The sequence below is a fragment of the Psychrobacter sp. DAB_AL43B genome (assembly GCF_900168255.1).
Taxonomy (GTDB): domain Bacteria; phylum Pseudomonadota; class Gammaproteobacteria; order Pseudomonadales; family Moraxellaceae; genus Psychrobacter.
In genome coordinates this window covers 74346-96710 of record NZ_LT799838.1, presented here as the reverse complement: position 1 = coordinate 96710, position 22365 = coordinate 74346, and the positions used below count along the sequence as shown (strand labels likewise).

Genomic DNA, 22365 nt, shown 5'->3' with positions numbered 1-22365 from the left:
GGGGTAAGGCTAGTATTTGTATTGCAGTCATACCAGCACTTTATTATCGATAGCATATCACCAAAAGACAGCGATATGCAGTTACCGCTTATTCATTGAACCAAGATTCCCGAGCTTTCATGATGAGTTTTCCTGCGGTTTCGGTATCTAAGCCTTCGATATCTTCTAAATCGAAGACGGCTTGTTCTGCCAAGTCATCAACCGTAATGATGTCTTTTTGTGCCATTTTATAAGCCCAACTGACCGTCATTCCTTCAAGATCTTGTAGTTCTTGACTTGGCTCTTTCATGTTTTGTTGTTTGACTAATTCGTCAGCGATGACCACTTCTTTAGCACGCTCTTGAATCATATCAATCGCTTCATCGTCTAAACCTTCGATATCATAAAAGGTTTCAACTGGCACATAAGCCACTTCTTCAATACTGGTAAAACCAATATCGACAAGCGCTTGTGCTAAGTCTTTATCCACTTCTAGACGTTCATAGAATAATTCGATAAAGGCTTTAGATTCGTTTTCTTGACGCTGCTGATACTCTTCTTCTAGCATCATATTAAGCTTATAGCCGGTCAGCTCAGAAGCCAAACGTACGTTTTGACCTTGTGAGCCAATCGCGCGCGCCAACTGATCATTGGTGCTAAAGATAATATCAGCGGTTTTGGTATCTTCATCTAAAATAATACTGCTAACGTCAGCGGGCTCTAAAGAGCTGATGATAAATTGGGCTGGGTCATCTGACCAAACCACCACATCAATACGCTCACCATCAAGCTCTTGCTGTACTGCTTGGATACGCGTACCACGCATACCAATACAAGCGCCAACAGGATCGATACGATGATCGTTGGTCTTCACGGCTATTTTAGCACGAGTACCCGGCAAGCGAGCGACATTACGAATTTCAATGATTTGTTCTGCAATCTCAGGCACTTCTTTTTGCATCAGTGCCGAGAGCATCTCAGGATGGGTACGCGACAATAGCAACTGTGCGCCGCGATTTTCACGGTTCACATGATATAAGATGGCGTTGATACGTGACTTTGCACGTAGCTGCTCACGTGGCAACATTTGATCGCGTGAAAGATAACCTTCTGCGTTGTCACCTAAATCGATGATATAACCATCGCGTGTCTGTTTTTTTACTTCGCCATACATCATCTCACCAACACGTGGCTCAAAAGCATCAGCGACAAGCGCACGCTCAGCTTCACGGATTTTTTGGATGATAACTTGTTTGGCTTGTGTGGCCGCAATACGACCGAATTCGATCGACTCAATTTGCTCTTCTTTTATATCACCAATTGACCATTCATCTTGATCAAGATCAGTAATAGCAAGCTGACAAGCAGGCATTTCATGGTCTTCGTCTGCAACCACTGTCCAGTAACGATAAGTATCATAATCGCCAGTCGTACGATCGATGGCAACCCGCACGGCCACTTCTGGCTGTTCGGTATATACTTTTTTCTTGGTCGAAACCACTAAAGCCTCTTCAATTGCTTCAAAGATATCTTCAGGATTTAAGCCCTTTTCATTACTGACAGTTTCTACTACCGTTAAGATTTCACGACTCATGCTATACCTGTCCTATCATTTTTAATTGACTTAAATTTTATAATTTGTGTATTACTGTATATTTTCACCATCAGCTATCTAAGCTATTTGGAGCGTAACGTAAAATACCAATTTATAATGAGCGACTTAACCTATCAAATTAAACTATCCATGTTTATAAATTAAACATTTTAATTAGCTAAGCATCTTCATAAATTAAATTGGCTTTATCGATATTACTTAATGCAATCTCGAACTGCTCACCGTCGGTGGCAGTCAGCTTTAAAGAGACGGCATCTATGCTATCTAATCTTCCCGTGGCTTTACGGCGTTTTTTGTCACCCTCGCCAATCGCTTGTATCAAACGCAAACTCACTGTTTGACCCACATAGCCATGCATCTGTTCATCTGAGAAAAAGGCACGGTCAAAACCAGGTGAAGATACTTCTAAAATAAACTCACCAGCAATCGGATCATGAACCTCAAGAATACCACTTACTTGGTGATTCACTGCTGCGCAATTTTCAATCGTTACCTGCTTATTCTGGGCTTGCTCTTCTGGCAACGCCTCAATATAAATACGCAACAAAGAGCGATTGCCTTGTGGTGCAAATTCTATGCCCCACAACGCTACATCACAAGCAGCGACCGCAGGGGCAATAATACTGGTTAACTCTGTAACTTTGGTAGAAAGTTTCATAATCTATTAATAATGTCCTATTTACCTATCTGTTGTAGATGCATCGTCTTAATCGTATATCTATAACAGGCAGTATAATCGTTGTATATTGTATTATTTTTACTACAAACCTAACCCGATATTATATGGATTTTGCTTCTTTATAAGGGCACAACCAATAGATATCAAGCTCAAAAGATTAGTGCTATTATTATTCATAAAGCAAAACTATCAGCAAAAGAGTATGAAGTAGAAGATAGTGTTGCTTACGATCAATCGCGCAAATAGCGGATATCAACGTACTCTATAGGCATAGAGCTTAGCATAAATAGGATAGATACCGCGATAACACCGACTTTCAGATACAAAAAAACCCACAAGCATAATGGTGGGCTAATTGGCACTGACAGATTTAGTGTACAAAATATCAGTATAAAAAGTGGTAGCGGGGGCTGGATTTGAACCAACGACCTTCGGGTTATGAGCCCGACGAGCTACCAGACTGCTCCACCCCGCATCAATCTAGAACGCGTATTATAGGGAGGTTTTATAGAACTGTCAATCTTTATTTGAAAATAACTTAAAATAAAAATTTTACCTATATAACCACTCATTTAATACGATACAACTTTAAAAATTGGTGCGATTGGGGGGACTTGAACCCCCACAGCTTGCGCCACCACCCCCTCAAGATGGCGTGTCTACCAATTCCACCACAATCGCATTTTTCTGACTGCTCTGTTTTCTGACATCTCATCTATCATAATTGATGCTTAAGGTAGGCATCGATAGACAAAGACTTATAAAAACAGAAAAGCATTGTAAATGTAACGTCTTAAAATAGCAAGAGCTGCCTGCTTAGAAAACGCTGTTTAAAGACGGCTACTGAGGATTTTGAGTCAAAGGACGCGGCGTTTGTGGTGCTGAAACTGGCGCATCTAGACGAAACTGATCTTCCGCTTGCTTACGAGCATGGACGGCGAGCGTCATACTGGTGATAAAAAATATGAGGGTCAGCACGGCTGTCGCACGAGTTAGGAAGTTTGCTGTGCCTGCTGCGCCGAATACTGTGCCAGAAGAGCCTGCGCCAAAAGAAGCCCCCGCATCTGCCCCTTTGCCATGCTGTATCAAAATCAAGCCAATCATGGCTATTGCCACGATAATATGCAGGGCTAATATAAACGTATACATGGTGGCCTCTTTTGCCGCGTAATGACGACTGATAACGAAAAATAAATCGTAAGGTTTAATAGTGATAAAGATCAGCGTGTGATGACGCCAAACCAATGCTATAAATAAGGCGCATTGTACACGATTGCAAGGGCACTGTTAAAGCCACTTTTGCCAACTGATAAAGACATTTTACGGATAAAGCAAATAATTAGTCTTTAATCCTTTTTTTACTTATTAAGTATTGGCTCGACTAAAGGCGTTGGCAATCGCTAAAAAGCTCTCTGCTTTTAGTGAAGCGCCGCCAACCAAGGCTCCGTCAATCATAGAATCTGCAGCAAAACTATCGGCATTATCAGCATTGACACTACCACCATATAAGACAGTAATAGCAGATAGCGACTCCGCAAAGCCTGCAACCGATTGCTTGATATGTTGGTGAGTCGCGCTAACCTCTGCCACGGTAGGCACTTTGCCAGTCCCAATTGCCCATACCGGCTCGTAGGCAATGATTAAACGAGTCGATAACGAATCAATAAGTTTTGGCTGCTGCGCGAGTAAGTCTTTGATGACCGATAACTGGCTGTCGATGACTTCCAACGTTTGCTGAGCATCATATTGTGCTTGGGTCTCACCGATACAGAATACGACGCCCAAGTCTTGCGTTAGTGCGTGAGTCACTTTTTGCAATAAGTCCTCATGAGACTCTTGATGATACTGACGACGCTCAGAGTGACCAAGGATTGTCCACGTTGCGCCAGCGTCAGCTATTTGTTGCGCTGAACAATCACCTGTATATGCGCCAACAGTAGAACTATGAGCACTAATATCCTGCGCCGCGCACAGTGCTAAGGTGCCTTTTAAACGAGCACTGACAGTAGTTAAATGAATAAAACTTGGCGCTAACATTAACTGACAGCGAGCGGTAAACGCTGTATTAGCTTGCTCTGTCGCATTCATGGTAGTAAGTAAGTCATCTAGTAGCGCATTGACATCATGGATCGTCGCTGGATTCTGCTTCCAATTTCCAATTATCCAAGCTTGCATTCTCATCTACCTTCTCTTATGTATGACTGCCAATGTGGCTAATATGCGCGCAAGTATAACAAATATTTCGCAAGTGCTATAGTATAGTGCGTCCAAAATCAAAACTGAGTTTTAACAGCTTGTTTAGTAGATTTCGCTAAGCGGATATTTTTAACTGCTCAAAAGCCCTTTACCCCTATAAAACCTTTAAGCTCACGTAAATTCCTATATGATGCTATCAATATAGGATAAAGTGCAGACAATTAGTTATTTCTATATCTCAAACTATTTTTTAAAATCAATACCTTTAAATGAATACCCCAACATACACATCTTAAAAAAATCGCTTAAACATCATCGCTAGATTGGCTGTTATTTGAACGTGATAAACAGATTGAACGTGATAAACAGATAGCCTGTGGTTTAGGTAAATATATCGCATATTCGGTATCGAGTAAGGAGAAGTCTTAATGTCTATCACAACCAGTAAATACGGTGGCTTAGCGCAGCAGTTGATCAGCGAAGGTATCGTGAGCGAAGCACATATGAAAGCGGCGCAGACTGAGTCGCAGCAGCAGCAAATAGGGCTGGTGTCTTATCTAGTAGAGCATAAACTTGCCAACGCTTATCAATTGGCACAGATGCTGTCGCAAGCTTTTGGCGATCCTTTATTTGATCTTGATGCGCTAAGCTCAGATGTCATCCCAAAAGATTTGGTTGATGAGAAAATTATCCGCAAATTTAATGCTTTGCCAATCTTTAAGCGTGGACAGCGCTTGTTTGTGGCATTAAGTGATCCAACACGTATCGACGCTATCGACGCTATTGCCTTTAACTCACGCTTATCTATTGAAACCGTTGTGGTCGAAGAAGATAAGTTGAAAAGGCGTATTGAGAGCCTTTACGCTGATACGATGCAGAATTTCGATAGCTTTTCTGATAGTGATTTAAATATTGGCTTTGATGAAGGCGAAGAAGAGGAAGGCGAAACCAAACTCTCTGATAGTGTCGAGGAAGCACCGGTAGTAAAATTTGTCAATAAAATGCTGGTTGATGCCATTCGTATGGGAGCCTCTGACTTACATTTCGAGCCCTATGAAAAGAGTTATCGGGTCCGTTTTCGTGTCGACGGTGTGATGCAAAAAATGGCCAACCCACCCGTACAGCTTGCTGGTAAAATTGCTGCACGCCTAAAAGTGATGTCACAAATGGACATCTCAGAGCGCCGTGTACCGCAAGATGGACGTATCAAACTTAAAATATCTAAAGATAAAGCCATCGACTTTCGGGTAAGCTGTCTACCTACCCTATTTGGTGAAAAACTTGTCCTACGTATCTTAGATCCCTCATCAGCCATGTTGGGTATTGAAGCGCTCGGTTATGAGCCCGATCAAAAAGAGATGTTTTTAGAGGCGTTGCATAAACCGCAAGGAATGCTCCTCATTACTGGGCCAACAGGTTCTGGTAAAACGGTTTCTTTATATACAGGGATTAACATACTTAATACCGGTGATACTAATATCTCAACCGCTGAAGATCCCGTCGAAATTAACCTTGAAGGGATTAACCAAGTCAACGTTAACCCGAAAGTGGGACTGACTTTTTCTAGCGCCCTTAAGTCATTCTTACGCCAAGATCCCGATATCGTAATGGTTGGTGAGATTCGTGACCTTGAAACGGCCGAGATTGCTATCAAAGCCGCGCAAACAGGCCATATGGTACTCTCAACCCTTCATACTAACTCTGCGCCAGAGACCTTAACGCGTCTACGCAATATGGGCGTGGCTTCTTTTAATATCGCGACTTCCGTGAATTTGGTCATTGCCCAGCGGCTAGCACGACGCTTATGTAAGAACTGTAAAAAGCCTATCAATATCCCACGTCAAAGCTTGCTTGAGCTTGGCTTTAACGATGCTGACTTGGACAATCCAGACCATACTATTTATGAACCCGTAGGCTGTAATGAATGCCGCGAAGGCTACAAGGGCCGTGTCGGTATTTATGAAGTCATGAAAGTCAGCCCTGATATTTCACGTATCATCATGGAAGACGGTAACGCGATAGATATCAAAGATGCCGCAGTTAAAAATGGTTTTAGAGACTTACGCCGTTCTGGTATTTTAAAAGTTTTACAGGGCGTCACCAGTATTCAAGAAATGATGCGCGTCACCTCTGAATAATATGCATAGCTTAAAAGTAAGCAAAAATAATGCTAAAAACAGAAAGTTTATATCTTGCTTCTTTACCAACAGTAAAAAACAATTAGTCGTGATAGAAAATAAAACAGATATATACTGGTTTTTTACGCTAAAATGAAGTAAGAATTTTTCGAAAGATGAATCAGGTATATTTTTATGAGCTTGCATTATCTATATTCGACTATATAAGACAATTTTTTGAGGGAAGGAACATGGCAAAAGCTAAGACCGACATGCTATTAGACTTTGTCTATGATGGGGTAAACCGGCGTGGGCAAAAGGTAAAAGGCGAGACGACCAGTCGTAGCTTAGAGCTAGCAAAAGCCACTTTGCGCAAACAAGGTATCACCGTTAAAGGGATTAAGAAAAAACCGAAACCCTTATACACCTTCAAAAAATCCATTAAGCCTATCGATATTGCTATTTTTGCCCGTCAATTGGCAACGATGATGAAAGCTGGGGTGCCGTTAACACAATCCTTTGAGATTGTTGCTGACTCCCTTGATAACCCTAGTATGAAAGATTTGGTGCTACAAATAAAAGCAGATATTGAAGCCGGTGGTACTTTTGCTTCGGCATTACGTAGACACCCACGCTATTTCGATGATCTATTTTGTTCCCTTGTTGAATCCGGTGAGCAGTCAGGTGCATTAGAAACCATGTTAGAGCGAGTAGCGACTTATAAAGAAAAAAGTGAACTGCTTAAAGCAAAAATAAAGAAAGCTATGAAATATCCTATCGCCGTCGTGGTGGTCGCTCTTATTGTTACTATTATTCTACTGGTTAAAGTGGTTCCAGTGTTTTCTGGATTATTCGAGTCTTTTGGTGCAGAATTGCCTGCTTTTACCCAAATGGTGGTGGGTATGTCTGAGTGGATGCAAGCATGGTGGTTCCTTTTGCTTATTATTATTGGTGGTACCATCATTAGTTTTTCAGAAGCTAAAAAGCGCTCGAAGAAATTTCGTGATGTTTTAGACCGTGCGGTATTGAAGGCACCAATATTTGGTAATATTGCTTATCAAGCGGTTATTGCACGTTTCTCTCGTACGCTATCGACTACTTTTGCTGCTGGTGTACCACTACTTGATGCTCTAGACTCTACCGCTGGTGCGGCCAACAACGTAGTTTTTTATAACGCTATTCAGCAAATTAAAAATGATGTCTCTACGGGTCAACAATTACAGTTTTCAATGCGCTCAACCAATTTGTTTCCAAGTTTAGCTATTCAAATGGTCGGTATCGGTGAAGAGTCTGGTAGCTTAGAAGAGATGCTAGATAAAGTAGCAGTCTATTACGAAAACGAAGTTGATAACGCCGTTGATGGTCTGACCAGCTTAATGGAGCCAATGATTATGGCAGTGTTAGGGGTATTAATCGGTGGCTTAGTCATTGCTATGTATTTGCCAATTTTCCAAATGGGTGCAGTGGTAGGATAACGGCTAATTAAAGGACAGCTAATTAATGCAGTTTATACAATTATTACAAGAAAATATGGCTTTAGCTTTAATCATATTTGGTCTGCTAGGTCTTTGTGTGGGCAGTTTTTTAAATGTGGTCATTCACCGTATTCCGCTCATGATGATCTCTGCTTGGCGACAAGAATGTAGCCAGTTTATGTCTCAACAAGCAGATATGCCGCATGAACATACTGTGCCTCTAGCCGATATCGTCGCCACTGATACACCTATTACTTTAAGTAGACCGGCATCACGCTGTCCTCACTGCGCACATAAAATTAAGTGGTACGAAAATATACCTTTAATTAGCTGGATGGTATTACGCGGACGCTGCTCAGATTGTAAAGCCGCTATCGGACTGCGTTATCCCATTGTTGAGCTGGTTACTGCACTTCTCTCTGTATTGGTCATTTATAAATTTGGCGTCAGTGCAGCTGGAACATCAGCATTAGTTTTAGTATGGACACTCGTTGCGTTAACCGGTATTGATTTTGATACGCAGCTACTACCTGACCGCTTAACGTTCCCATTAGCAGGGTTAGGATTGGCCGTAAACTCGCAGGGTTGGTTTGTATCGCCAACTCAGTCAATTTGGGGCTTATTGCTTGGGTTTCTATCATTGTGGATAGTGGTTAAGGTGTTCTATTTAATCACTAAAAAACATGGTATGGGACAAGGAGACTTTAAATTATTAGCAGTATTGGGTGCTTGGCTTGGACCCATGATGTTGCCGCTAATTATTCTATTATCATCCTTGCTCGGCTCAATCGTTGGAATCATTCTCATGAAGAAACAAGGCGAAAGCAGACCTTTTGCCTTTGGCCCTTATATCGCTATTGCCGGTATTGTGGCTTTACTGTACGGCTCAGATATCGTCAGCTGGTATTTAGGTATGTATACTTAAGCATTTATACCTAAGCATGTACACTTTGACCTGTATAATTAAGCGAGCAAATTAGCTATTTCTCCATAATTATCTTTAACCTTTAATAACCATTTTTCAGGTTTATGGTTTATTAATACCATTATCCTTCTATCGGTCAGATAAGTCCTTATTATGTCAAAATATGCAGAAACACCCTCACCTTATTCGCATCAACCACAACTTCATCAAACCAAAAGTAAGACTCTAGTAGTAGGTTTGACCGGCGGTATCGGCAGTGGCAAATCTGCTGCCAGTGACTGGTTTGCCCAGCAAGGGATTGATATTATTGATGCGGATGTGATTGCTCATGAAGTGGTTGCTAAAGGCAGCTCATCCCTGCGCAAAATCCAGAGAAAATTTGGTAACTGGGTGCTGAATGCCGATGGAGAGATGGACCGTGCAGCGGTACGAACGCATGTATTCACCCACCCTGAAGCTTTAATTGAGCTTGAGTCAATTACCCATCCTGCAATACGTGAAGCAGCAAAAATACAGTTGGCAGAGAGTAAGTCACCTTATGTGGTGTTGTCAGCCCCTTTACTGATTGAAGCAGCAGAAGCCGGCTTAGCTAATTTATGCCAGCGTATATTGGTAATGGATGCCACCGAAGACACCCAGCTTGCGCGTGCCAGTCAGCGTGATGCTCAAAGCGTACAGAAGATTAAAGCCATTATGGTGAATCAGCTGAGTCGTGAAGAGCGTAATCGTCATGCTGATGATGTAGTGTTAAACGAGAATGATCTTGCGGCTCTATATTTACAACTAGAGCCACTGCATCAAAACTATCTTATGCTTGCCCAGCAGCTAAAGTTCGCTGCCGATTAATCTCGTATAAAGCCATGCCGGTAGCAACACTCACATTTAGGCTCTGTAGATTGCCATGCTCATTCCCTGACATCGGAATATAAACCAGCTCATCACAGCTTTCCGTTGTCAGGCGGCGCATCCCCTCTCCTTCTGAACCCATAATGATAGCTGTTTTGCCAGTCAAATCTGCTGCATGTATTGGTTTAGCGTCCGCATTGAGGGCGGTGCCAAATACAAATACCCCGGCATTTTTAATCTTCGACAGTGTACGTGCCAAATTGGTCACGCTAATAATAGGCATCATCTCTGCCGCGCCGACCGATACTTTGGCAACCGTCGGGGTCAGGCTTGCCGCATGGTGCTTTGGACAAATAACAGCATCAACGCCCATCGCCACTGCTGTACGCAAGCACGCACCGAAGTTATGTGCGTCGGTGATTTGATCTAGTACCAGCAGCAAACACTCATCGCGCCCAGCAATGATGTCAAGCAAGCCTTCATCAGCAAAGCCTAACGGACGAGCGTTAAGCACCACACCTTGGTGTTGCGGGCTGCCACAAAGTTGAGTGAGGTTGTCTTTTTGGGTCGGTTGAATACTAATGCCATTAGCGCTTGCTTGCGCCATAATAGCCTGTACACTGCTATCGCTTTCACGTCCTTGCTGCACAAATAAACTAAGCCCATCAAGAGGGCGATGTTCGAGCAAAGCATCAATTGCATGAATGCCATAGAAATAGGTGGGTTTTGCCATAATAGGCCTGCTGATTATAAAGTGGATATCGCGTCATGCGATAGAATAGAAAAAGATATGACGATCATTGTAGCAACAAATCAATAATTTCATATCGATAAGATAATAAAAAAAGAAATAAACCTTATCCAACCGACAGGGTTTATTTCTTTTTAAATGATAGGTTGCTAGGTGTCATAAACCATCTAATGACACCTTTAACACTATTAATAACACTATTAACCTTCTAAGTGACAGATATACTGGACGATTTCTTCTGTGCGTAAGTTAAAGCCACTATTGCCTTCAACCACGAATGATTGTCCGGCGCGGTAGTAGCTGAATTCTTCGTCACCGTTTATTTTGACTTCACACTCACCGCTGATGATTTCGATACGTTCAGAAGTGTTGGTGCTAAAATGATAATGTTCGACCAAATTGTCGCAAGGCAAGATAACCCCTAAGGTTTTATGGCGACCGTCCTCGAACATAATGGTATGGCTTGAGCAACGTCCATCGTATGATATCGTGGCTTGGGCATTGACTGTTACATTGGTAAATTGCGCCGCTGTCATAGTGGCTTCCTTATCAAATAATTATTGCCAAACTAAAGAACCAAAGTGAAAAACCGAGTTGAAAAACTTAACTGAAAAATAAGTAACTGGATAGATTACAGTTGTCATACATCTCTTTTAGCCATCTGTTCTATATCAGGCTTACACCGCTATACGTTGACTGTATATACAGACCAAGTTAGATTTTTCTAAAATAATGAATTATTACTGACACTTACTTATGGATAGCTTTGCATAATCAGGTATGAGATACATGCTATGTACTAGGATGTATGAAAATCTGGTAGTAAGAGTTTATCATTATGTGAGATTATGCTACCACATTATATCTATAAAGTTTGTTACAGCGACTATGAAAGTTGCGCTTATTATTAAAGCAATGATGGATGTTATTGATTACCTTTAAAATTTGTATTTAAGGCTTTTTGCCACCATACTATTTGCCAATCGCATTTATATATTTAGCAGTACTAAATGAACCATTCCACTCCTTTATTTACCCTATTGTAGAGATGACCTCCCAGCATTGCATTGTATGTGAGGTTTATTGTCTGTCATGAGAGGCGTTGATGCTAATATCATTAACTTTACATCAGTTTGCGTTGATTGCTCAGCATGAGCTGAGTGTGGCTGAAGGCTTCAATGTCATCACCGGTGAAACGGGTGCTGGCAAGTCGCTATTACTTGATGCGTTATCCTTATGTGCAGGCGAGCGCGCCGACAGTGCGATGGTCAGACATGGCGCTGCGCATGCCGATATATACGCGCAATTTGATGTGGAAAACAATAGCGTCGTCGCTGAGTGGTTCGCAAAAAACGATAGACCGCTAGAAGAACCAGAAGTATTGATTCGCCGTCAACTCAGTAATACTGGGCGCTCAAAAGCATGGCTAAATGGTACACCTGTCAGTTTGGCTGAGCTAAAAAGCTTAGGGTCGTTGCTGGTCAATATTCATAGTCAGCACGCTCAACAAGCTTTGCTAAAACCGCAGTTTGTGGTGCAATGGCTTGATGAGATGGCGCAGATAACTTCTCTTGCTAAGCAGACGGCAAGCAGTTATCAAAACTATCAACAGCTCAAACGCCGTGCCGATGATATCGCTAACCGCGAGGCTCAACGTCAGGATAGAATTCAATTACTGCACAGCCAACTTGCCGATATTGCGCCGTTACTGGTCGTTGATTATACGGAAGTCGAAGCGGAGCATGAAGAATTATCCAATATTGAAGCGCTAATGCAAGAAGCCAGTCATGGCTTACATTTACTCGACAATGATACTGACGAGCCAGATGTGATGACCATGCTAGGACAAGCGATTAAACTTTGTGATAACCAACTAGGCGTCAGTCAAACCTTTGAGCAAGCTTCTGAACAGTTGCATTTAGCGCAGCAGCAAATAATTGAGGTGACGGGCTTATTATCAGATTATGCTGAGCAGCAACTGCCTGATCCTGAGCGCTTGCAGTCATTAGACAGTTTAATCAGCTTGGGTCATCGCTTATCACGTAAACACAATTTGCCAGCTGGCGATTTGATCAATGAAGCAAAGGCGTGGCAAGCGCAATTAGAGCAGTTAGAAAATGAGCCGAGCAGTGATGCGATGGCGGCGCAAATAGAGCAGGCTTGGCAAGATTATCTCGCACTAGCAACGCAGCTAAATAAAGAGCGCTCTAAAGCAGCACCGACTGTCAGCAAACAGCTGATTAAGCAATTACAACCCCTTGCCTTACCCAATGCACGCTGCGAATTTGTTTTTACCAAGAAAATAGAACCTAGCCAATATAATGCGCAAGGTTGCTATGATATTGATTTATTATTTAGCGCTAATGTCGGCATGCCCATGCAGCCGTTACATAAAATCGCCTCAGGCGGTGAGCTGTCACGCATGGCGCTAGTTATGCAAGTCCTGCAAGCGACCAATGCTGATAATAATGCGGCAAAACCTATGCTGGTATTTGACGAAGTCGACGTTGGTATCAGTGGTGGTACGGCACAAGTGGTCGGTGAGCTACTACGCGCACTTGGGCAAACGCAGCAATTGCTCGCTATTACTCACCAAGCCCAAGTAGCAGCGCAAGCACATCAGCATATCTTGGTGCAAAAACACCATGACCAGCAGACTGAGAGTGAGCTGTTAATCTTAACCAATAGCGCACAAATCGATGAACTGGCACGCATGTCTGGCGGTGTGATCATCACCGACGTCACCCGTGATCATGCTCGTAGTTTATTGACCGATGTGAAATAAGCGTTAGAAGTTCCTAAATGTGTCTAATAGCTGCTAAATATTTGCTTTAGTTGATTTTATACTCATTATCGCCATATAGTGGTCTCTCACCTTTGTTAGTAGGTTGTGCTTGTCTCTATGTCTAAAGCTAATTTAACCCATCATTTCTTAATTGCAGCACCAGAGCTGTCAGACCCACGGTTTGAGCAGGCGCTGATTTATATCTGTCGTCATGACAAACACGGTGCGCTCGGTCTGATGGTCAACCGCCCCTTAGAGCAATCTCGTGTGGGTAAATTGCTAGAAGATTTAGATATTGAAGTGACCGATGCGCAGGTGATGGAAGATCTGGCATTAGAAGGTGGCCCTATGTATCCTGAAGTTGGCTTTGTGCTGCATACAGGGCAACCAGAATGGGCGTCATCATTTGGTATTTCAGAAAATGTCTGTATTACTACCAGCCAAGATATCCTCAAACGTATTGCCGCAGGTCAAGGCGTTGGTCATTATCAGCTGTGCTTGGGTCATGCCAGTTGGGGTAAAAAACAGCTCGAGCGTGAGCTTGATAACGGCGACTGGCTGGTATGCCCTGCTGATTTAAACTTATTATTTGATACGCCATTTGAAGAGCGCTGGCAAATTGCCGCCGATAAAATTGGTGTTAATTTTGATTATCTAAGCAGCGACATAGGTCATGCTTAGCGTTATATACTGAACATCATATGCTCAACGTGTACAGAAATAAAAACAGGAATACCTATTACTATGGTAGATAGCCCTCTTATAACAGATAGTACAGATTTGATAAATGATGACGTCGATAACGGTGCTGATACTAGCGCTACTGAACCAGCCGTTAAGCCGCATCTTATTTTGGCCTTAGATTATGGGGTTAAAAAAATGGGCATGGCGCTGGGTAATAGTATTACCGAGACAGCGCGCGCTTTTGATATCTTGGCGATGAATAATGGTCAGCCTGATTGGGATAATCTACTGGGTATTATCAAAGTTTGGGGCGTGGCGAAGGTAGTGGTTGGACTGCCGCTAAATATGGACGGCAGCAGTTCAATGCTTTCTAAGCGTGCGCATAAATTTGCCCGTCGTCTAGCACATAGAATAATGGAACAGCATTTACCTGTGACTGTATTTCTATGCGATGAGCGCTTAACATCCGTCGCAGCGCGTGAGATAGCATGGGACAACGGCTGGATTCAGAATGAGCGCGACCCAATTGATGATATCTCTGCCTGTATTCTAATGTCGACCTACTTTGCTGATCCTAATAGCAGTATCGCCATTGACGCGATCAAAGCCGATTAATTAAGCGATAACGTTACTTCAAATGATCATCACTTTCTGATATATCATCAATCCAAACGAACAAATGACTGATTACTATGACCACTGCTTTAAACCAATCCTTGCCAAATAACTCGCAACATGGTTTTTCGCCGTTAGCTATCGCTCGAATTAAGGGCGCACAGCGAGCAAATCAAATAGCGATTTACCTCATTTATGCAGCGATTATTGCGTTTATGGTGTTTGGTACGATTGCCAGCATAAAGATGTTTCATGATAACCAGCTACTCTACCGGTTATTTTTTAATCTACCGTATGCCCTAATTGCTCTCACCATTCCACTGACGCTATACGATGCATTTATTATTTATCGCTATCGTCTCAATCAGGCCTCAATGGTTGTAATGACGATTGGCGTCTCGAGTATTATCCTTATTGGCGGGCTATTATTTGCTGATACCGCTTGGCTCGGCTTGGCCTCATGGCTTGGCGTGGCATTTTTATTTAAAGTGAGCTTTAAGCGTTTCTTTAATTTTTTAGAAGTGGCAGACTTACCTGAAGCTAATGAAGCGTTAGCAGCAGATATTGATACTGCCTCTGAAGCAGAAAATACGCCCTTATAAGAGCGTGAATAAAAAACCTGAATAAACATACTATCCGCAACCAAGCTTATCTATTAGGTTTATAAAATCAAAACTATGACAACTTCGACATTAGACACATCTATTAACCATCATTTGGACACGCAAGGGCTTATTTGCCCTGAGCCAGTGATGATGTTGCATAAGACTATTCGTAAAGCTGACGGCGGCGATATTATCGAAATATTAGCCACTGATCCGGCGACTACGCGCGACATCCCTAATTTTTGTCGTCATTTAGGGCATACGCTTGTCCAGCAAGAAACGCTAGATGATGCACCAACCTATCGCTATTTGGTTAAGAAGAAGAGCGCTTAATAGGTGGTAGTGTTATAGGCAATATCTCATCCATAACTTAAAGGCAGGCAGCGTGTTAGCAATAGAAAAGCAGTATGTACAGTGGCACGAAAACGAAACCTTACATCATGCCCGCTGGTTGTCCCAAAGCAATCAAGTACCGCCCACGCGTATTATTTTAGTCGATGACAAAATGACCGCAGATGAGGCTTACCGCTTGGCTTGTGAAGGTACTTCAATGCTGTGGCACGGTGATTTTCATAATGCAAGGCAATTGCTACAAGCGCTTGGTCGGCGCATTGATCGCACTAATGAGCGCTCTGAGCAGCGTAAATTAAAAAAAGCCGCGAATAAGTCTGCGGCCAATAAATCGGTTACTCCTAAAGAAATACCCAACCTGTTCCATCAGCAACGCCAAATGCAAGCCCAGCGTTCGCGTATATTAAGCCGCTTACTATTAGAGCTTGATGCTGGATATATCAGCCAATTACGCCGTGCCCCTGATGTTAGTGCTGCCTGTACTGCGGCTTTTGGCAAGTTGGATAAGGCGATAGATGAGACATGTGTGCTGTCGTTTCGTGACCTACAAGGGGCATTAGGCGCAGAGGGATGGCGCGAGAAAGGTGTGCCAATTACAGGTTTAGGTTTATCGGTTTTCCCTCATTATGGCGTCTTTGCGCCAACCCGTCATGAATATGTGCAACTGCTACTCGATGTGCCGCTGCCAGATACTTGTGATGTCGCTTTTGATATTGGTACCGGCACCGGTTTGCTGGCCATTATCTTAGCGCAACGCGGTGTGAAACAGGTGATTGCGACAGACTTAAACCCGCGTGCTTTAGCCTGTTCCAATGACAACTTTACACGTTTAGACTTATCTACCGTACAGTTGCAGCAAGCAGATTTGTTTCCGACTGATGTGCCACTCGCGAATCTAATTGTCTGTAATCCACCTTGGTTGCCTGCTAAACCAAGCTCGCCACTCGAATATGCCGTCTATGATGCCAATAGCACAATGTTGCGTGGTTTTTTGCAGGGCGCAAAACAACACTTAGCCAAGCAAGGAGAGGTCTGGTTGATTCTGTCGGATTTGGCTGAACATTTACAGCTGCGTAGTCGTGATGAGTTATTAGGCTGGTTTGTAGATAGCGGTTTGAAAGTAAAATACCGTCTCGACACCCGACCTAAACATGGTCGCAGCCAAGACAATACAGATCCACTGTTTGCTGCGCGTAGTGCGGAAATTACCTCATTATGGTGTTTAGTGCCTTTTGATAGTTGAAGTAATACCTAAATAGCACCTGAAGCATAAAAGTCATTTAGTAAAAATTACTTAGCATTATCAAGTGATAAACGTTTAAATGAGCCAACCCATCCTTTCCTATACCACTACCGAGTATTGTCTTATGAGCCGTGATCGCGCCGTACAGCAGCGACAGCCAAAAGCGCTAGCCGTAGATGACGAACCGGCTTATATGACTGAATTTCGTCAAGCGATGCTGGCGCGTGGTTTGGCAACGCGTACCCGTAATGCTTATGTGCGCGATTTGCGCTCTTGCGAGCTAACCAGTCATACAGCACTGACACTTTGGCAACCCGATGAAGTGCTGCATTGTTTATCTATACTCACTCAAGATGGCAAAACCCCACGCACCCAAGCACGAATGCTCTCAAGTCTGCGCCAGTTTTATCTCTGGATGATTGCCAGTAATCTACGTGAAGACAATCCTTGCGAGCGTATCAAAAGCCCAAAGCTTGGTCGCCCACTACCAAAAGACTTAGCAGAAGCTGATGTCGATAACTTGCTTGCTGCGCCTGATAGTAGCACTGCGCTCGGACTACGTGATAAAGCCATGCTAGAGGTACTATATGCCTGTGGTCTGCGGGTCAGTGAGTTGGTGAATTTATCGTTAGAACAAGTGAATCTAAACTCAGGCTGGCTACAAATTACCGGTAAAGGCAATAAAACACGACTGGTGCCATTAGGAGAATACGCAGCAGACGCGTTAGAGGATTATCTAACGCATGGTCGCGGCGATTTAATTGCGCATCTAAAAGCAGGAAATTGCCAAGCGGTGTTTCTAACCGCGCAAGGCGGCTACATGACGCGGCAAAACTTTTGGTATCTGCTAAAGAAATACGCCAAAGTTGCCAGTATTGATAAAGATTTATCGCCGCATACCTTACGTCACGCCTTTGCCACGCATCTATTGAATCATGGCGCGGATTTGCGTAGCGTACAGCTATTGCTCGGGCATAGTGATTTATCAACCACGCAGATATATACCCATGTGGCGACGGCAAGATTGCAGAAGTTACATGCTGAACATCATCCAAGGGGATGAGGCTGTTATTGGATGATGGTATTAAGACAAGCAACTTATATTGATTTAATAATATGCCTATAAAAACTGACAGCTTATAAATTAAAGCAAAAAACGGCAGTATTATGATAATACTGCCGTTTTTTATGGTTATGAGAATAGCTATTAGAAACGTGATCTTATTCATATTTAAGACAACTGTCCTAACTTCTGACTTATATTTTTATAGTGATAATGAGGATAAGTTTGCGTATTCGGTGCCTTTTGACAGCACATAACGCTTATTGGTTTCACCATCGGTCAGGAAACCACCAAACGTTTGCGATACAGCGCTAAACAGAATAATACTGACAGCAGACAATGCCTCTTCAGCCAACTCTTCAGTGTGTAGTAATTCTTTAGCTTTTGCCACACTAATAACCGCGCAGCTTTCATTTTCACTAAGACGTGGTTTTGTCTCTTCATTATAGTTTTTATAACAAAAAGCGATAGACACATATTCATCAGAACCAGACAACTCAGCGAGGTAAGCTTTATCAATGGTTTTTACCGCTTCAACACATTTGACACCCGGCTGTTTCTTGAGGGGCTTAATGCGCTTACTATGTACGATATGAATAAACGTTTCTTGTGCTGGATTTATTTTCTTAGACTTCATATTTAAGCATCCTTTCTTTTTAAGTAAAGCTTAGCCAATGTAAGCTTAGTGAGCTGGTATACCTCCTATTATGACAGGAAGCCCTCATCCTAAAACGTCACTATAATGAATAGTTGACCAATGAGTTAGCTTTCTAAGTATTCCATAGCTTCAATAAGTATGCTATAGCATTTGCGATATAAATGCGTAAATAAGTGATTTTAAATAGCTGAAAAACACATGTGAAAGGTAATTCGACTTGTTTATCATCTATGCGATAATTGAATAGCCTTATTTAGCCTTTAGGGAATTCTAAACTAATTTTTATTTACAACTACGTGGCGACGTCTAAATTGTAGAAGTTGCATGTGGAGCATCATGTAAGGGATTAGGTTTTAAATCATAATAAAACTAATTAATACGTTACTATTACAAAATATAATTATATTAAGAATGGACACCGAATATGAGCACTCAACTAATTAAACATTTAGAAAACAAAGCCGCAGAAGATTCCAATACATCAATTCTACTCGCACAATGGAGTTTTGATGAAAAATTAGTTAGCAAGTCGTTAGAAAATATTGCTGGTTATTTTCCACATTTTAGTAGTCACAACTCTTCTCATTCAAAGCAAATACTGATAAATATTGAAAGACTTTTAGGTGAAAACTTAAAACTGCTTAGTGCTACTGATACATGGCTTATACTTGAATCGGCATACTGGCATGATATTGGTATGTTATTCGATGCTAAAGAAGCAATTAAAGTAACAGAATCAGATGAGTTTAAAGAATTTGTTGAATCTTTAGCGAATGACAAATCTACTGATTTATATGAGTTTGCAACTAATTATTTAAATAAAGGTTGGAAAACAGCATTAAGTAACTATGAGCATCCTCAAATAGGTATTGAGCAGTACCGACAGATGATAGCTGAATGGTTCAGAAAGCACCATCAAGAAAACTCAAAAAAAATTATTAGAGACCCTTTTAATGAATTAGGTATTAGTTCCCCAAGAACTGAGCTTTTTCCGAACAGAATATACACTTATTTAGGTCAAATTTGCCTTGCTCATGGAACAAGCTTTCAACGTGTTATGACAGAACTTCCCTTTAGACAAACTGGTCTAGGTACAGAAAACTGTCATCCTCGATTTGTAGCGTGTCTATTACGTTTAGGAGATATATTTGATATTGATGACAATCGATTCTGCCCTGTCATGGCTAAACAGGTCTATGATACTCCGTCTTTGAGTCAAGCACATTTTGACAAACATAAGTCCATAAGAGAGTTTCAATTAGATAACCAAACAGTCAGTATTACTGCTGAATGTAATAATGAAAGCGCATATATCGAAACACAACTATGGTTTGGTTGGATAAAAGAAGAGCTTCAAGACCAGATGTCTCAATGGAAAAACATAGTTCCTCACAGAAGCTTTGGTTTATTACCTACGGTCGAAAAGCTAGCAGTTGAAATGACAACTACTAAAAAACTAATTAACGATAAACCGATGAAGTTCAGCATTGATGAAAAAAATGCTATTGAACTATTACAAGGTAAAAACCTATATGATGATAAAACAAACATTTTTCGTGAGCTTATCCAAAATGCGGTAGATTCTACTCTACTAAGAGCGTGGATTGAACACGGTGAAATAAGTGAAACTAAAACCATACACTCATATATGCACCCCTTTCACAAGACTACACAAGAAGTTCTTTCAAAGTATCCTATCGAAGTTGACTTAGCGAAGATATCTGACAATGAAGATAATGAAATAAGTGTTTGGGAGTTTTCAGTATTAGACAGAGGATTAGGTATCAGTCTCAAAGACTTACAATATATGCAACAAATAGCAGGTTCAAGTCGTAATATTGAAAAATACCGAATAATTAAAACTATGCCTTTATGGATGAGACCATCAGGTGAGTTTGGTATTGGTATGAATAGTGCTTTTCTATTAATGGAAGGTTTACCTGATATAGATAAAAAAATTATCTTAGAAACTAAAAGCAAGAAAGATAATAAATCATATAGTATTGAATTAAACTCCCCATTGACCAAGCAAAGTGGTTTCTGTTTCATTGAAGAGCTACCAGATAACATGAGTAAAGATTATGGAACTAAGTTGACTGTAAAGGTTTCTTTTTCTAAAAAAACGTCTTACTTAAATAAATTTGGATTTGAATTACATGATAGATTCGACAGTCTGAAAGGTCCAGTTTTTGATTATGCAAATGCGAATTATTACATGGAAAAAGTATCTAACTCCATTATAAGTCAAACACCTGCTGTTGTTATTTTAAATAACAGGTGGGATGAGTTAAACAATAATAGTAAAGATACTAAAAATCGCATTTGGGATGAGAATAAAAATCTTTATATAGATATTAAGTTACATCCGATTGATATCTCGTTGACTGATTTACATGTCGAAATGCAAGGCCTTTTCCGTGGGCAGAAAGTAAGCTTTATGAATATCAATTTTGTTCCAGGAACAATAGACTTTTACGGATTTAACGCTAAAGAAGCTCTACAAATTGATAGAAACAAATGGCAGGAACAGTTTTCACAAAAACTTATTGATGAAAATTATTTCAAACACCTTTTTGAAGATTTAGTTAATAAACATGCCGACCTGATTGAGAATAAATTTAAAAACACAAAAGTTATTAGTGCTTATAACCGGATGTACGGATTCGAAGCCAAGAGTTATAAAAATGATAGCTCATGGAAAAAATTAAAATTCTTCAACGAAAATAAAGCTATGTTTGGAAAAAAACTACTTAAGAAAAATACTTTTGAAAAGCTGCTTAATGTTGATAAGTTAGTTATAAAGTTCGATCAAAGAGGTGGAATTAGCAACCTTACTAAGAACGATTTAGAAATCGGAGATACAGAAATATTGACGAGCATATCTGGAAGTGATTTTTTTATAAAACTATTTATTGATGAATGGTATGAAATGGGTGGAAGTCATGAGGTTACTCAATGTGAAAAACATATTCAAATGAACTTTATTAGAAACAAAAAACTTAATTTCGATAACTCACTACTATTATATTTAAAAGGAATTTTGAAGTCAGACAATAAAAACAGACTGTTTATTGTCTCCGATAAAGTTAAAAACATTGATGAATTGAAACAGTTTTCAGAACTGGCTTGTTATAGTGAGCTTCATAAAAACTATTTTGGGAACAATAGCGACCCCTCAAATAACTCCTTATTAATTCCTTTCTTAGCTTTTGACAATGATAAATTAAAGGTCGTTACAACTGAATCCCTTGATGCAATCATTGATGCAGTATGGAACAAGAAAAAAGAAACAAACAAAGAAATTAAGCGAGAAAAAATAGCGCAACTTTATAATAGCCTAGTGGAAACGATAGATAAAAAAATGCAGGATAACAGTGAGTGGAGAGAAGCCAGAGAAAGAAGCAAAGAGTTCAGAAGTTTTGATAGCTCTATGCTATCTAAGTACGATAAATAAACTTGTATTTTGATATTGTTATTTTTAATTGTAAAGTCCGTCTTGCACTTCACTATCTATGCGTAAGACGCATCCTCCTAAAGTTCCAGTTAAAAATATACTCAACCTGAGTCAAACTAGGCTTTTTGGCCGTGACTGCCGCGGTATCCTTTGCATCTGAGCGGGCTGCTTTACTGAGAGCAGTATCGCTGAGCAGGAATGCCCTCAGCCAATAGTGACCGCCCCGCTCGGAGATACAGATACAAACAGAAGGCGCGATTGGCTCCCATTACAATTGACGCAATACAACGTCGCGCCATATAATTCTATCAATAGGATGCTGCA

At 41.1% G+C, this 22365-nt stretch carries 19 protein-coding genes and 2 tRNA genes; 12 read left to right on the top strand and 9 right to left on the bottom strand.

Translation table 11 applies throughout. The features are described from left to right. Positions 1–88: 88 nt before the first annotated feature. The 6 genes from nusA to tpiA form a co-directional block, all read right to left on the bottom strand. The gene (gene nusA, locus DABAL43B_RS00415) at positions 89–1573 is read right to left on the bottom strand and encodes a transcription termination factor NusA (protein WP_079690566.1); all 1485 of its coding nucleotides are present in this window, start codon (positions 1571–1573) and stop codon (positions 89–91) included. Positions 1574–1751: 178 nt separating this feature from the next. After that, positions 1752–2252 carry a ribosome maturation factor RimP gene (rimP, locus tag DABAL43B_RS00410; RefSeq protein ID WP_079690565.1) on the bottom strand — a complete coding sequence of 167 codons (501 nt, stop codon included), beginning with the start codon at positions 2250–2252 and terminating at the stop codon, positions 1752–1754. Positions 2253–2671: 419 nt separating this feature from the next. After that, a tRNA-Met gene (locus DABAL43B_RS00405) sits at positions 2672–2748 on the bottom strand. A 121-nt stretch (positions 2749–2869) separates the two neighbouring features. Next, positions 2870–2954: transfer RNA gene (locus DABAL43B_RS00400), tRNA-Leu, on the bottom strand. A 159-nt stretch (positions 2955–3113) separates the two neighbouring features. Next, complete coding sequence (secG, locus tag DABAL43B_RS00395; protein WP_079692976.1) at positions 3114–3422, bottom strand: preprotein translocase subunit SecG; 309 nt, start codon at positions 3420–3422, stop codon at positions 3114–3116. A gap of 216 nt (positions 3423–3638) precedes the next feature. Beyond that, entirely contained in the window at positions 3639–4448 is an 810-nt protein-coding gene (tpiA, locus tag DABAL43B_RS00390; RefSeq protein ID WP_079690564.1) for a triose-phosphate isomerase, read from the bottom strand. 449 nt (positions 4449–4897) lie between these two features. Here tpiA and pilB point away from each other — a divergent pair, with 449 nt between their 5' ends. The 4 genes from pilB to coaE all read left to right on the top strand — a co-directional run bounded on the left by pilB (position 4898) and on the right by coaE (position 9832). Next, a complete protein-coding gene (gene pilB, locus DABAL43B_RS00385) occupies positions 4898–6607 on the top strand; it encodes a type IV-A pilus assembly ATPase PilB (protein ID WP_079690563.1) in 1710 nt (569 codons plus the stop codon). A gap of 230 nt (positions 6608–6837) precedes the next feature. Continuing rightward, the gene (locus DABAL43B_RS00380; RefSeq protein ID WP_079690562.1) at positions 6838–8061 is read left to right on the top strand and encodes a type II secretion system F family protein; all 1224 of its coding nucleotides are present in this window, start codon (positions 6838–6840) and stop codon (positions 8059–8061) included. 25 nt (positions 8062–8086) lie between these two features. Then, positions 8087–8986: a prepilin peptidase gene (locus DABAL43B_RS00375; protein ID WP_079690561.1), complete on the top strand. Its 900-nt coding sequence runs from the start codon at positions 8087–8089 to the stop codon at positions 8984–8986. Positions 8987–9139: 153 nt separating this feature from the next. Beyond that, positions 9140–9832 carry a dephospho-CoA kinase gene (gene coaE, locus DABAL43B_RS00370; RefSeq protein ID WP_079690560.1) on the top strand — a complete coding sequence of 231 codons (693 nt, stop codon included), beginning with the start codon at positions 9140–9142 and terminating at the stop codon, positions 9830–9832. On the opposite strand, the gene rlmB is transcribed toward coaE, so the two are convergent. Beyond that, positions 9795–10565: a 23S rRNA (guanosine(2251)-2'-O)-methyltransferase RlmB gene (gene rlmB / locus DABAL43B_RS00365; protein WP_079690559.1), complete on the bottom strand. Its 771-nt coding sequence runs from the start codon at positions 10563–10565 to the stop codon at positions 9795–9797. The two genes, coaE and rlmB, sit on opposite strands and share 38 nt — an antisense overlap. A gap of 218 nt (positions 10566–10783) precedes the next feature. Next, complete coding sequence (locus tag DABAL43B_RS00360) at positions 10784–11119, bottom strand: pyrimidine/purine nucleoside phosphorylase (protein WP_079690558.1); 336 nt, start codon at positions 11117–11119, stop codon at positions 10784–10786. 569 nt (positions 11120–11688) lie between these two features. On the opposite strand from DABAL43B_RS00360, the gene recN reads away from it, so the two are divergent. From recN to xerD, 7 genes are all read left to right on the top strand, one after another. Continuing rightward, a complete protein-coding gene (gene recN / locus DABAL43B_RS00355) occupies positions 11689–13368 on the top strand; it encodes a DNA repair protein RecN (RefSeq protein ID WP_079690556.1) in 1680 nt (559 codons plus the stop codon). Positions 13369–13485: 117 nt separating this feature from the next. Beyond that, positions 13486–14049, top strand: a complete 564-nt coding sequence (locus DABAL43B_RS00350) for a YqgE/AlgH family protein (protein WP_079690555.1) — start codon at positions 13486–13488, stop codon at positions 14047–14049. 63 nt (positions 14050–14112) lie between these two features. Continuing rightward, positions 14113–14667: a Holliday junction resolvase RuvX gene (gene ruvX, locus DABAL43B_RS00345; RefSeq protein WP_079690553.1), complete on the top strand. Its 555-nt coding sequence runs from the start codon at positions 14113–14115 to the stop codon at positions 14665–14667. 77 nt (positions 14668–14744) lie between these two features. Beyond that, positions 14745–15269, top strand: a complete 525-nt coding sequence (locus DABAL43B_RS00340; protein ID WP_079690551.1) for a hypothetical protein — start codon at positions 14745–14747, stop codon at positions 15267–15269. Positions 15270–15344: 75 nt separating this feature from the next. After that, on the top strand, positions 15345–15605 hold the full coding sequence (tusA, locus tag DABAL43B_RS00335; protein ID WP_079690550.1) for a sulfurtransferase TusA: 261 nt from the start codon (positions 15345–15347) through the stop codon (positions 15603–15605). 52 nt (positions 15606–15657) lie between these two features. Continuing rightward, complete coding sequence (locus DABAL43B_RS00330) at positions 15658–16866, top strand: methyltransferase (RefSeq protein WP_079690549.1); 1209 nt, start codon at positions 15658–15660, stop codon at positions 16864–16866. 124 nt (positions 16867–16990) lie between these two features. Next, positions 16991–17929, top strand: coding sequence for a site-specific tyrosine recombinase XerD (gene xerD, locus DABAL43B_RS00325; protein WP_079690548.1), 939 nt, complete (start codon positions 16991–16993; stop codon positions 17927–17929). Positions 17930–18131: 202 nt separating this feature from the next. Here xerD and DABAL43B_RS00320 read toward each other — a convergent pair whose 3' ends face one another. Beyond that, positions 18132–18566, bottom strand: coding sequence for a hypothetical protein (locus DABAL43B_RS00320; protein WP_079690547.1), 435 nt, complete (start codon positions 18564–18566; stop codon positions 18132–18134). A 445-nt stretch (positions 18567–19011) separates the two neighbouring features. Here DABAL43B_RS00320 and DABAL43B_RS00315 point away from each other — a divergent pair, with 445 nt between their 5' ends. Beyond that, complete coding sequence (locus DABAL43B_RS00315; protein ID WP_079690545.1) at positions 19012–22041, top strand: hypothetical protein; 3030 nt, start codon at positions 19012–19014, stop codon at positions 22039–22041. Positions 22042–22365 lie beyond the last annotated feature (324 nt).